The 12,699-nt window shown below is 72.8% G+C and carries 9 protein-coding genes; 4 read left to right on the plus strand and 5 right to left on the minus strand.

Annotated features, from left to right (window positions below):
• Nucleotides 1-96: 96 nt before the first annotated feature.
• Nucleotides 97-1,509, plus strand: a complete 1,413-nt coding sequence (locus AB0I77_RS00925) for a Cys-Gln thioester bond-forming surface protein (RefSeq protein ID WP_363280123.1) — start codon at nucleotides 97-99, stop codon at nucleotides 1,507-1,509.
• A gap of 109 nt (nucleotides 1,510-1,618) precedes the next feature.
• On the opposite strand, the gene AB0I77_RS00930 is transcribed toward AB0I77_RS00925, so the two are convergent.
• Nucleotides 1,619-2,023, minus strand: a complete 405-nt coding sequence (locus tag AB0I77_RS00930) for a pyridoxamine 5'-phosphate oxidase family protein (RefSeq protein ID WP_363280124.1) — start codon at nucleotides 2,021-2,023, stop codon at nucleotides 1,619-1,621.
• A 120-nt stretch (nucleotides 2,024-2,143) separates the two neighbouring features.
• Here AB0I77_RS00930 and ettA point away from each other — a divergent pair, with 120 nt between their 5' ends.
• Genes ettA through AB0I77_RS00945 form a run of 3 tightly spaced genes read left to right on the plus strand, consistent with a single transcriptional unit; the run spans nucleotide 2,144 to nucleotide 4,930 of the window.
• On the plus strand, nucleotides 2,144-3,808 hold the full coding sequence (gene ettA, locus AB0I77_RS00935) for an energy-dependent translational throttle protein EttA (protein ID WP_363280125.1): 1,665 nt from the start codon (nucleotides 2,144-2,146) through the stop codon (nucleotides 3,806-3,808).
• A 4-nt stretch (nucleotides 3,809-3,812) separates the two neighbouring features.
• Complete coding sequence (locus AB0I77_RS00940; RefSeq protein ID WP_363280126.1) at nucleotides 3,813-4,265, plus strand: thioesterase family protein; 453 nt, start codon at nucleotides 3,813-3,815, stop codon at nucleotides 4,263-4,265.
• Nucleotides 4,262-4,930: a hypothetical protein gene (locus tag AB0I77_RS00945; protein ID WP_363280127.1), complete on the plus strand. Its 669-nt coding sequence runs from the start codon at nucleotides 4,262-4,264 to the stop codon at nucleotides 4,928-4,930. Before AB0I77_RS00940 ends, AB0I77_RS00945 begins: the two co-directional genes overlap by 4 nt.
• Here the strand turns inward: AB0I77_RS00945 and AB0I77_RS00950 are convergent.
• From AB0I77_RS00950 to AB0I77_RS00965, 4 genes are all read right to left on the minus strand, one after another.
• Nucleotides 4,917-5,942, minus strand: a complete 1,026-nt coding sequence (locus tag AB0I77_RS00950) for an ABC transporter ATP-binding protein (RefSeq protein ID WP_363280128.1) — start codon at nucleotides 5,940-5,942, stop codon at nucleotides 4,917-4,919. The two genes, AB0I77_RS00945 and AB0I77_RS00950, sit on opposite strands and share 14 nt — an antisense overlap.
• Before the next feature lie 81 nt (nucleotides 5,943-6,023).
• Nucleotides 6,024-8,732, minus strand: coding sequence for an FtsX-like permease family protein (locus AB0I77_RS00955; RefSeq protein ID WP_363280538.1), 2,709 nt, complete (start codon nucleotides 8,730-8,732; stop codon nucleotides 6,024-6,026).
• A 154-nt stretch (nucleotides 8,733-8,886) separates the two neighbouring features.
• Nucleotides 8,887-12,162, minus strand: a complete 3,276-nt coding sequence (locus AB0I77_RS00960; RefSeq protein ID WP_363280129.1) for an FtsX-like permease family protein — start codon at nucleotides 12,160-12,162, stop codon at nucleotides 8,887-8,889.
• Nucleotides 12,163-12,266: 104 nt separating this feature from the next.
• Nucleotides 12,267-12,680 (minus strand): globin, encoded by a 414-nt coding sequence (locus tag AB0I77_RS00965; RefSeq protein ID WP_363280130.1) that lies wholly within the window; start codon nucleotides 12,678-12,680, stop codon nucleotides 12,267-12,269.
• Nucleotides 12,681-12,699: the final 19 nt, after the last annotated feature.

Here is a 12,699-nt window from a genome sequence, read left to right on the forward strand (position 1 = left end):
TCCCTAGGATGCCGAACGTAGCTCTCGGGGCTTCTGATTCTGCTGGTGGGACCGTAACCCCCCCACGTCAACGGGTCCTGCTCGAAGGGGAATTCTGTGTTTTCTTCGTTCTCTGCCGCGCTGTCGGCACGTAAGCGAGGGGCGGCCCGCCTCGTCGCCGCCACATTGGTGCCCGGGCTCGTCGCCGTCGGTGTGATGGCCGGTGCCGGTACGGCCTCCGCCGACGAGACGGCGCAGAACCAGGGCGGGGCGACCGCCACCATAGGTGGCCTGAAGACGTACGGCGACGCCGTGATCCACGACGAGGCCGGGGACCTGACGGTGTCGGCGGGCCTGTTCGAGATGTCCGTCGAGGGCGGCGGCACCCTGCAGACGTACTGCGTCGACCTCCACAACCCCACACAGCGGGACGCCAAGTACCACGAGACCCCCTGGAGCGGCACCTCGCTCGGCGTCAACAAGGACGCCGGAAAGATCCGCTGGATCCTGCAGCACTCCTACCCGCAGGTCAACGACCTCGCGGCGCTGGCCGCCGCGGCGGGCGTGGGCAGCGGTCTCACCGAGCAGGACGCGGCGGCCGGCACCCAGGTGGCCATCTGGCGCTACTCGGACGGCGCGGACGTGGACGCCGTCGACCCGCAGGCCGAGAAGCTCGCGGACCACCTCCAGAAGAGCGCCCGGAACATGGCGGAGCCTAAGGCCTCGCTGACGCTCGACCCGCCCGCGGTCTCCGGTCACCCCGGGGAGTTGCTCGGCCCGGTCACGGTGCACACCAACGCCGGCAGCGTGACGGTGACGCCGCCGGCGGACGCCGCCACGAGCGGGGTGCGGATCGTCGGCAAGGACGGCAAGGCCATGACGTCCGCGGTGGACGGCAGCCAGGTGTTCTTCGACGTGCCCGAGGACGCGGCGGCCGGCTCGGCCGAACTGACGGCGCAGGCCTCGACGACCGTGCCGGTCGGCCGGGCCTTCGCCTCGGAGAGCCGTAGCCAGACGCAGATCCTGGCCGGCTCCAGCGAGTCGACGGTCTCGGCGACAGCCGCCGCGGCCTGGGCGAAGCAGGGCGCGATACCCGCTCTGTCCGCGAAGAAGAACTGCGCCAAGGGCGGCCTGGACCTCACCGCGGCCAACGTGGGCGACGAGACGTTCACCTTCGAGCTGCTGGGCATCCGGTACGCCGTCGCGGCGGGCGAGTCCCGGACGGTGACGGTCCCGTTGCAGGAGGACCAGGCGTACGACTTCACGATCAAGGGGCCGGGCGGCTTCGAGGAGCGGTTCACCGGCCTCCTCGACTGCCGGACACAGGGCAGCGTGAGCGGCGACTCGGCCCAGACGCTCAGCGAGCCGAGACCGGCCACGGTGGGCGGCACCGCGACGGACGTGAACCTCGCCGAAACCGGCGGCTCCAGCGCGACCTTGGTGATCGCGGGCGTGGCCATCGCCCTGGTCGTGATCGGCGGCGCGGCACTGGTCGTCCTCCGCGGGAGGCAGACGCCGACGCGGGACTGAGTTGGTCGGGACTGAGTTGGTCGGGACTGAGTGGTCCGGACTGAGGGGTACGGAACCTTGTCAACTCAACAGTGAGTGATGTGGCGGTGACTCTCTGGCCGGGGAGGGCTCACTGAGCCACACCGGCGAGCAACCAGCGCCGTACGGGAACTTCGACGAGGACGCGGTCTCCGCCCCGGTTGTGCGGGGCGGAGACATCCCAGTCGTACTTCGCGGCGAAGGCCTCCGTGATCTCCGAGGGGAACGCACCGCGGTGCAGCACCGCCTCCCCCTCGGCGACAACGGGAAACCGGCCGTCCTCCAGCGCCAGGGAGACGCGCGAGAACTTCTCGATGTTGCGGACCTTGACCGAACCTCCGTCCGCCCCGACCCACCAGGTGTCCCGCAAGAAGACGAACCAGACCGGCGTCACATGGGGAGAGCCGTCCGGACGCATGGTGCACAGCCAGGCGTTCTTCTCCTGGATCAGGCGGACGCGAACAGCGGGGCCGGGCGGAGACACGGGTTCACTCATAGCCCTATCTCACGCCTTGGGCCGGAGGCCCGACCATATGGGTTACCACCCAAGGGTGGACGTCAGGCAAGATGGGGTGTATCTGCCCACTGCCAGTTTCAAGCTGCCGGACGGTTTCTCTTGGCTGAGTTCATTTACACCATGCGCAAGGCGCGTAAAGCGCACGGCGACAAGGTGATCCTCGACGACGTGACGACGAGCTTCCTCCCGGGGGCGAAGATCGGCGTCGTCGGCCCGAACGGCGCCGGCAAGTCGACGATCCTCAAGATCATGGCGGGTATCGAGCAGCCGTCGAACGGTGACGCCTTCCTCACCCCGGGTTACAGCGTCGGCATCCTGCTCCAGGAGCCTCCGCTGACCGAGGAGAAGACCGTCCTGGAGAACGTCCAGGAAGGGGTCGCCGAGATCAAGGGCAAGCTCGACCGGTTCAACGAGATCGCCGAGCAGATGGCCACCGACTACTCCGACGCGCTCCTCGATGAGATGGGCAAGCTTCAGGAGGAGCTCGACCACGCCAACGCGTGGGACCTGGATGCCCAGCTGGAACAGGCCATGGACGCGCTGGGCTGCCCGCCCGGCGACTGGCCCGTGACCAACCTCTCCGGTGGTGAGAAGCGCCGCGTCGCGCTGTGCAAGCTCCTGCTCGAGCAGCCCGACCTGCTGCTGCTCGACGAGCCCACCAACCACCTCGACGCCGAGTCGGTGAACTGGCTGGAGCAGCACCTGGCCAAGTACCCCGGCACCGTCGTAGCCGTCACCCACGATCGCTACTTCCTCGACAACGTCGCGCAGTGGATCTGTGAGGTCGACCGCGGCCGCCTCTTCCCCTATGAGGGCAACTACTCCAAGTACCTGGAGACCAAGGCCGCCCGGCTCAAGGTCGAGGGCCAGAAGGACGTCAAGCGGCAGAAGCGGCTCAGGGAAGAGCTGGAGTGGGTGCGGTCGAACGCCAAGGGGCGCCAGGCCAAGTCCAAGGCGCGCCTCGCCCGCTACGAGGAGATGGCGGCCGAGGCCGACAAGATGCGGAAGCTGGACTTCGAGGAGATCCAGATTCCGCCGGGGCCGCGGCTGGGCAGCATCGTCGTCGAGGTCAACAACCTCAGCAAGGGCTTCGGGGAGAAGGTGCTCATCGACGACCTCTCCTTCACGCTGCCGCGCAACGGCATCGTGGGCATCATCGGCCCGAACGGCGCCGGCAAGACGACGCTGTTCAAGATGATCCAGGGATTCGAGGAGCCCGACTCCGGTTCGATCAAGGTCGGCGACACCGTCAAGATCTCCTACGTCGACCAGAGCCGCGAGAACATCGACCCCAAGAAGACGCTGTGGGCCGTTGTCTCGGACGAGCTGGACTACATCAACGTCGGCCAGGTCGAGATGCCCTCGCGGGCGTACGTGTCGGCCTTCGGCTTCAAGGGGCCGGACCAGCAGAAGCCGGCCGGTGTCCTGTCCGGCGGTGAGCGCAACCGGCTGAACCTGGCGCTCACGCTCAAGCTGGGCGGCAACCTGCTGCTCCTCGACGAGCCGACCAACGACCTGGACGTGGAGACCCTGTCCTCGCTGGAGAACGCGCTGCTGGAGTTCCCCGGCTGCGCCGTGGTCGTCTCCCACGACCGGTGGTTCCTGGACCGCGTGGCGACGCACATCCTCGCCTACGAGGGCGAGTCCAAGTGGTTCTGGTTCGAGGGCAACTTCGAGTCGTACGAGAAGAACAAGATCGAGCGGCTCGGTGCGGATGCCGCGCGTCCGCACCGCGCCACCTACAAGAAGCTGACCCGGGGCTGATCTCTTGCGGCACATCTACCGCTGCCCGCTGCGCTGGGCGGACATGGACGCGTACGGCCACGTCAACAACGTGGAGTTCCTCCGCTACCTGGAGGAAGCCCGTATCGACTTCCTGTTCCGCCCGGACAAGGATTTCCAGCAGGGGTCCGTGGTGGCGCGCCACGAGATCGACTACAAGCGGCAGCTCGTCCACCGGCACACACCCGTTGACGTCGAGCTGTGGGTGACGCAGATAAGGGCGGCGTCCTTCACGCTCGCCTACGAGGTCAAGGACCCGGACCAGGTCTACGTCCGGGCCGCCACGGTGATCGTGCCGTTCGACTTCGAGGCGCAGCGGCCGCGCCGGATCACCGCGGAGGAGAAGGAGTTCCTCCAGGAGTACATGGACGACTGCGACTCCGCTGCCGGTGACGCCGATGACACGGCCGACGACGAGGAGGAGGCCGCCGCCGCATGACGGTGCTCCACCTCGCCGACGAGGGGGAGGCAGCGGACCTCGCCGCCTTCCTCTCCCGGCTGCTCCACTACGACCGTGGAGCAGCGGTGCGTCTCCAGGCGGCCGGCACCGCGCTCGCCGTCTTCGGGCGGCCGCCGTCCTTCGAGGTGCTGGCGATCCGCGCGGTCCGGCTCGCCAAGCCCTACGAGAACGGGCTCGACGACACGCTGGATGTGACCGTGTCCGCGGGTGAGCTCCTGGAGGCCATCGACGAGACGGGGGCCACGGCGCTGGTGCCGGCCGCCGTCACCGGTCCGCCGTGGGCCGGCGTGCTGCCGCCGCGCGGCGGCTGGCAACCGGAGACGGGACTGCCCGCGCCGGACGCACTGCGGGCGATGGTCGCCGCCGGGGTCGCCGAATTCCGGTCGCGCACACAGGAGTTGACGCCCGAGCAGCGTACGAGGGCCGAACTCGACCGGGTCGGGCGGGAGATCTGGTCCCGGACGGTGGGGGCCACCGGGCTGCCGGTGCGGGCCGTGCACGCGGCGCAGTCGCTGGGATTCCTGCGGGGCGAGGGCGGGTTGGGGTTGTTCTCCTCCGGCGCGTGGCTCAGGCTGCGGACGCCGTACGGGTCGATCGCCGTCCGGCGGGCGGGGGTCGGGGCGCTCGGCCTCAGCGTTCGTTGAGCCGTTCGTCGGGGCCGTCGGCCCCGCTGCCCGCGGCGAGCCCTTCGCTGGGCCGGTCGCTGTCGTCCGGCCAGACGCCGATGTGGTCCGGTTCCAGTTCCAGCGCCACGCGGTCGCGCATGTCCAGGGCCCGGGTGTAGTCGGCGGGCAGCTGGAGGCGGCCCGCGCGGTCGAGCATGGCGTACTCGCGGGCCACCACCGTCTCGTGGCCGGTCGTCGCGTCGACCTCGCTGCGGCGCAGGACCTCCGTGGAGGTACGGCCGTCGCGGATGGCGACCGTGCGGCGGACCTCGCCGGCGACCGCCTGGTCGTGGGTGACGATGACGATGGTGGTGCCCAGCTGCTCGTTCGCGGTGCGGAAGGCGGCGAAGATCTGTTCCGCGGTGTGGGAGTCGAGTTCGCCGGTGGGCTCGTCGGCGAGCAGGACCGCGGGGGCGTTGGCGAGGGCCACGGCGATGGCGACGCGTTGCTGCTGGCCGCCGGACATCTGGTGCGGGCGACGGTCGCGGCAGTCGGCGACTGACAGCAACTCCAGGAGTTCCAGGGCGCGTTCGGAGCGGGCGCGGCGGGATGTGCCACGGGTTCTCCGCCCCGACAGTTGCATCGGGAGGGCGGTGTTCTGGGCGGCGGTCAGATAGGGGAGGAGGTTGCGGGCGGTCTGCTGCCAGACGAAGCCGACGACTTCGCGGCGGTAGGCGAGGCGGTCCTTGGCCGTCATGGTGAGCAGGTCGCGGCCGGCCACGCGGGCCGCGCCCGCGGTGGGGGTGTCGAGGCCCGCGAGGATGTTCATGAGCGTGGACTTGCCGCTGCCGGAGGCGCCCACGAGGGCCATGAGTTCGCCCTCGCGGACCAGCAGGTCGAGGCCTTGGAGGGCTTGGACTTCTATGCCGTCCGTGGTGAAGATGCGGACCAGGCGGTCGCAGCTGATCAGGGCGTCGTGGCCGTAGGCGGGGCGGTTGCGGTGTTGTTCGGCGCGATGGGCCAGGTCGGTGAGGGTCGGGTTCGTGGTCATGCGGTGTCTCCTGAAGGGGAGTTCGTCTCGAGGGGAGTTCGTCGACAGTCGCCGTCGCCCGGGTTCAACTCGTGTCCCCCTTCATCTCGTATCCCCCGCCCTCAACTCCCGCACCGACCCCCTCCGCCCCGACCACCACGCCTGAGCCACCGCCACCCCCACCGCCAGCAGCAGGACGGCGATCGCCGGCAGCGTCAGTGACAGCGCGTCCGTCCGCAACGCGGCCTCTCCCGCGGGGCCTTGCGCCGACGCCAGGGCGATGGTCGTCAGGTCGATGCCCGGGGAGAGGAGGCGGATGGCGGCCCAGCCCGTCAGCGCGCCCCCTGCCGCGGCCAGGACGGCCTGGGGCAGCGACTCCAGGACGAGGAGGCGGCGGCCCTGTGCTCGGGTGAGGCCCATGGTGCGGAGGCGGGCGAGGAGGGCGATGCGTTCGGGGGCGGCGCGCAGGAGGGCGAGGAGGAGGGCCAGGACGGCGTAGCCGGCGCCGGCGGCGACCGCGGCGGTGTAGATGCGTTCGGCGCCGGACTGGAGGGGCGAGTCGACGTACCGCGCGCGTTCCTCGGCCCGCAGGCTGACGGACACGGAATCGCCCGCCGCCCGGCGCAGGGCGGCCGCATCCAGGTGATCGCCCGTCAGCAGCAGTGCCGTCGGCCGGGCCGCGGCGGCGCTCAGTCCGGCGCGGTCCACGACCAGGAAGTCGGTGCCGGTCACCGCGGGTGTCCGGTCCCGGACGGCGGTGATCCGGACGGTGACCGTGGTGCCGTCCTCCAGGCGTACCGGAAAGGGCCGGGTGCCGTAGGTCCGGGCGGTGGCCGGGGAGGCCAGCGCGGGAAGCGGGGCTGTGGCCGTGTCGGCGGCCGGCCGCCTCAGCTCGCCCTCCCCGAAGGCGCCCAGGCCGGTCTGTCCCGCCAGCGTCGCGTAGTCCGCGGGGTCCACGCCCACCACCGGCACCGACTGCCGGTCGTCGTCCGGCTTCGCCTGGTACGCGATGCTCACCTCGGCCAGTCCGCGCACGCCGGGGGAGCGGCGGATCCGCTCGGGCAGGGTGGACGGCAGTGCGCCGGTCGCCTCGATACGGGCGTCGGCGCCGATGGAGAGGAGGGCCGCGTGGTCGCGGGCCTCGCGCACGCCGGTGAGGACCGAGCCGCCGAAGGCCGCCGTGGTCAGGGCGGTCAGCAGCGCCAGCAGGGGCAGCACGGCCGAGACGGACGTGCGGCCCGCGCGGGCCAGGGAGAGGTGGCCCACCGCCCCCCGCAGCCGGCCGGCCGGTCGGGCCAGCGCGCGCAGCGGCAGCGGATAGAGCCTGACCAGGACCAGCGCCGCGATCACCCCCACCAACACCGGCGCCGCCGACACCAGTTGGTCGGTGCCCGGGCCCGACGTGCCGCGTCTGCGGAGGGTCGCGACCGCTGTGGCCGCCAGGATCACCAGGGTGAGTTCCGCGACAGTACGGCGCCGGGAGGGACGTACGGATGTCACGTCCGTGCGGCCGCCGTGGACGCGGACCACCCGGTGCGCCGCTGCCGCTCGCAGGGGCAGCGCGGCGCAGGCGACGGCGGTGACCGCCGTGGCCGCAGCGATCGGGGGGAGGGCGCGGGCCGCGGGGAGCGCGAGCAGGGCGGCCGTGAGGCCGAGGGCGCCCGCGGGCAGGGCGATCACGGTCGTCTCGGCGAAGAGCCGCCCCGCCACGCCCCGCAGGGAGGCGCCCCGGGCGCGCAGGAGGGCGAGTTCGGTGCGGCGGCGGTCGGCGGCGAGGCCGCCCGCCATCAGGAGGACGACGACGGCGACCGTCCCGGTACCGAACGCGGCGACGGCGACCAGCGGGGCGACTCCCTCGCGCAGCCGGGTGTAGGAGGTGAGCACGTCGTCGAGGTCGGTGCCCGCGTCCGTGGGGCCGCCGGTCACCGTCCGTATCTTCCACAGCCCCGGCCCGGTCTCCAGGGAGGCGATCGCGGAGTGGAGAGCCGTCACGTCGTGGGCGTGCAGGGCGTCGGTGGCGGGCGCCAACTGCCAGTAGCGCCGCGGGTTTCCGGGGGTGCCCAGCAGGGCGGGGGCCGCGTCCGGGGCGAGGAGCAGGGCGCCGAGCCAGTACCGGTCGGCGTCCGCGGCCGGCCCCGGCAGGCGGACCAGGGAGGGGGTGCGCAGCAGGGGCTGGGTGGACCAGTAGGCGCCGGCCGGGTCGCGCGGGGTGACGATGCCGGTGACACGGACGGCGAGCGGATCGCGGTCCAGGCCGGGTACGTGGATCACCGAACCGGTCTTGATACGCAGGGTCTTGGCGGTCTCGGCGGTGACCGCGGCCTCCACCTCGGCTGTCCCGGCGGTGATCTCGTCGTCCGCGCGCGGAAGGCGGCCCGCGCGTATCCCGGCGTGGTCGGCGAGGCCGGGCTGGGCGACGAGGGCCACCTGCGCGGGCAGTCCCGTCGGCCTCGGGAGCCAGGGGTCCGGTACCTCCAGGTCATTGGCGTTGCGCACGCCGTACGTCGACTGGGCGGGGTCGGTGGTGAGCGGTCGTTCGACGGTGGCGCGGATCTTGGCGTACTGCCTGTTCAGGGTGGCGGGGCGCAGGGCGTCCTCCCGCATCGCCTGGGGCAGGAAGGGGTCGGGCTGCTGGGTGGCGAACTGAAGGGTGGTCCGCTCGGGGCGGGCCTGCTCGACGGCTCGACGCAGACCGGCGTCCTCGTACCGGTCCACCGCCCGGGGGAACGCGGCGGCCAGACACGCGGTCAGCGCCACCAGCAGCGCGAGGGCCCAGGCCGCACCGGGGGCGGCCCGCAGGCGGGTGCGGATCCAGGGGGCGACGGGGGGATGCGCCGGCCGCGGGCGGGTACGGCCCCCGCGGGACTCGTCCGGATTCACCTCATTCACCGCTCTGCTCACCCCTCTCCTCACCGCCAGACTCACCGCCCCACTCACCGCCCGACTCACCGCTCTCCTCTTCGCCCTACTCACCCCCCTGCTCGCGCAACGACGTCACCGGATCCGCGCGGCGCACCGCGAGAGCCGCTGTGACCAGGAGAGGGGTGATCGCCACGGCCACCAGCAGGGCGGCGACTTCAGGGATCGGGAGTTCGACCAGTACGCCCGGCACCGGGCGCGTGGCCTCGGAGGTCAGCACGACCAGCGGGATCACGGCCCGGGTCAGCAGTGCGCCGAGGGCCGCGCCCACCAGCAGCGCCAGCGCCACCAGGACACCCTGTTCGACGGCGATCGTGCGGGCCAGCCGGCGGCGCTGGGCGCCCAGGGCGCGCAGTACGGCGAACTCGGGGCCACGCTCGCGCAGGGAGCCCGTCGCGCTCACCGCGAAACCGACCGCGGCCAGCGCCGCCGCCACCCCGGCCGCCACGGCGAACGCCGCCTCGGGGCCCGCGCCGAACGGGTCGTCGCGCAACTGCTCGGCGAGCTCGTCCCGCACCACCACCAGCGCGGGATCCATGTCGGGCCGCGCCCGCAACGCGGCGGCGACCCGAGCTGTGTCGCCTGAGTCCGGCCCGGGCCGCAGCCACCACTCCGTCGGCGTGACGCTCGCCCCGTACCGCGCCTCCAGCACCCGGTTCACCGACCGGAGATCGACGAACAGCGCCCCGCCGCTCGACTCCTCGGTCGTCGGCAGCGCCCGGATCGAGTCCACGATCCGCACCGGCAGGCTCTGGCCGCCGAAGGCCACGTCCACGCGCTGCCCGGGGCGGGCGCCCGCCGAGGCGAGGAAGGCGTCGGTCGCGACGGCGGTGACCTCGGCCGCCTTGGGCTGGTTGACCCGCAGACGCACCGTCAACGACCCGATGACCCAGGTGTCTTCGCGCGGTACGTACCCCGTGCCGTACTCGACCACCGGCCGCCCGGACGACGTGCCCGGGCGCGGCTTCGTCGGCGTCATGGTGTCGTCCGGCGACGACACCTGGTCGCTGCTCGAGACGGCGGTCCAGTCCGTGGGCAGGGGCACCCGCCGCACCGTCCCGTCGGTGGCCGTGGCGGTCAACTCGTCCAGCACAAGGCGCTGTTGCTGCGCGCGGCCCCTCGGCTGGGTCACGACCAGTTCCAGTCCGGTGAGAGTCAGCGGGCCCGGACCGACGGGGAGGGCCAGCGTGTGCCTGCGGCCGTCGGCGGGGAGTTCGCCGGCCGGGACCCGGTACGGGGTGCCCCAGCGGTCCTCCAGGGTGGCCGTCACGTCCGCCGTCCGGGCGGAGCCCGAGCCGGTCAGGGTCGCCGCCAGCCGCAGCCGGGCGGTGCCCGCGGGCACCTTCGCCCCCGCGGACGGCTCCTTCGGGCCCAGCCCCGCCAGCAGCGGCCGTACCGGTGCGGACGCCAGGTCGGACCGCATCAGGACCGCGTCGGCGGCGTGCGCGGTGTCCAGCGCCAGCACCGTCGCCGTACGGTCGCCGGACAGCGGCAGCTCCGTACGGACGGCCGGGGCGGCCTCGCGTACGTGCGGGACGGCCGCGTACTCGTCGGTGCGGCCGAGACCGGCGTCCCCGGCGGCGAGCACGCGCACCGGCGCGCCGGCGGTGAAGTCCGCCTGGTCGTCCTGCGAACGGTCCCAGGAGGCGCCCTGCCCGATCGCCAGCATGCCCAGCGCGACGGCGAGGACCAGCAGCAGCACCGGACCCGCACCGCGCATCGGGCGGCGGGCGATCTGCCAGCCCGCCAGCGCCGCGGTCAGCCCGCGTCCGCCGGCCGCCCGCCGCTCGGCGAGCCGCGCCATCGGCGGCAGCAGCCGCAGCGTCAGGACCGTCCCGGCCAGCAGCGCGAGGGCGGGGGCCGCCACCAGCAGGGGGTCGATGCCAAGGGTGCCCGAGCTGTTGTCGGTCACCACGCCGGAGGTCTGGCCGTCGAGCTGCCAGTACGCGACCCCGGCCACCGCCAGCAGCCCGAGGTCCGCGCCGGAGCGCACCAGGGAGGGCAGGGCGTGGGCCCGGCGCGCACGGAAGCCGACCGAGGCCAGCGCGGGCAGCGTCACCGCCAGCGCGCACCCCAGCGCCACGCCCGCCGCGACCAGCCACACCCCCATGGCCCCGCCGGCCGGCACCTCGAGACGCAGCCCGATCCGGGCCAGGGGCCCCTGCACGGCCAGCAGCCGGGTGAGCGGTCCCGCCAGCAGGGGCGCGCAGATCACCGAGGGGACCGCGAGCAGCAGCGCCTCCAGGGCGGCGAGGCCCGCGATCCGGGGCCGGGAGGCGCCGCGGGCCAGCAGCAGGCGGGTCTCGCCGGTGCGTTCGGTGCTCAGCAGCCGGGCCACCAGGAGCAGGGCACAGCCCGCGAGCAGCACCAGCTGGAGGGCGACGATCAGCAGCGTGGAGCGAGAGACGAGCAGCGAGCGGTCGATGCGGTCGAGGACCTGGGGCAGCTCGGTAGCCGCGGCCGTCGTGCCGCTGAGCGCCGGCTGCCCGCGCAGTCCCGCGCTTCCCGCCCGGGCCGCCTCGCGCAGCGCGTCGATCCGCTCGGTGGTCAGCGTCGAGAAGTCGGCCGAGGCCAGCCAGGCCGACGACCCGGAGCTCACCCTCCCGCCGGTCAGGACACCGGGATCGGCCAGGAGGGGCCCGTAGGCGGTGAAGTCGAGTTTGGTGATGCCCCGGCCGCGCAGGTCGTCGAGCTGCCAGTAGGGGGCGTCGGTCCGGACGGGCCGGTACAGGCCGGTGACCGTGACGCGCACCGTCGGTCCGTCGAGCCGGTCGGTGAGGGTGAGGCGGGCGCCGGGTTCGAGGCTGAGGCGCCGGGCCGCGGTCTGCGGGAGGGCCACTTCGACGGCTCCGGCCACCGGGCGGGGCAGCCGTCCGGCGACGACCCGCACCTGCGTGCGGTCCAGCGCCGCGAAGTGGGTCAGATCAGGGTCCCCGGACCGCTCGCCGCGCGGTTGCAGCGAACGCGGCAGCGCGTACGGGCCCGACCGCACCAGGGTCCGCACCGTCACCGGCAGCCCGTCGAAGGTCTTCCGGGCCCCGTTCCGTACGGCGGTGTCGGCGGCCTTGCGCCCGTCCTCGGACACGTCGGCCTTGACGATCAGCGCGGTGTCGGCGGCGTTGCGGGAATCACGTAAGGAATGGCGCAGGGCCGCGTCGCCGATCGCGCCCGAGTAGGCGGCGAGGGTGGCCAGGACCGCCGTGGTCAGCAGGACCGTCAGCAGCGCGGCGGCGAGCAGCAGGCGGTGTGCCCGTGCGCGCAGGAGCACGAATCTCGCGGCTCCGCCCAACCCCGTCACTCGGCCCCCCGCCGTTGTGCACATCTCTGAACGATGTTGTCAGAGGAGACAGGGCAGGGGTGAGCGGTTTTGGACCGGGCTTGACCGGATTGTGATCGGCGTCCGTGCGGAAGTAGTCAGTGCGATGGTCAGTCCGGTGTGTTCACCATCGAGGCCGCCGCGTACGTCAGGTAGCTCCACAGCGTGTGCTCGTGCTCCTCGGACAGGCCGAGCGAGTCGACGGCCTCCCGCATGTGCTGCAGCCAGGCGTCGTGCGCCTCGCGGTTCACGGTGAACGGGGCGTGGCGCATGCGCAGGCGGGGGTGGCCGCGGTTGTCGCTGTACGTCGTCGGGCCGCCCCAGTACTGGATCAGGAAGAGCGTGAGGCGGTCCTCGGCCGGACCCAGGTCCTCCTCGGGATACATGGGCCGCAGGACCGGGTCCTCGGCGACTCCCTCGTAGAAACGGTGGACGAGGCGGCGGAAGGTCTCCTCCCCGCCGACCTGCTCGTAGAAGGTCTGCTCCTGAAGCGTGCCGCGCCGAATCTCTTTCACGCCCTCCATGCTCTCAGACCGTGCGGCC

It is taken from the genome of Streptomyces sp. NPDC050619 (assembly GCF_040654815.1).
Classification (GTDB): Bacteria; Actinomycetota; Actinomycetes; order Streptomycetales; family Streptomycetaceae; genus Streptomyces.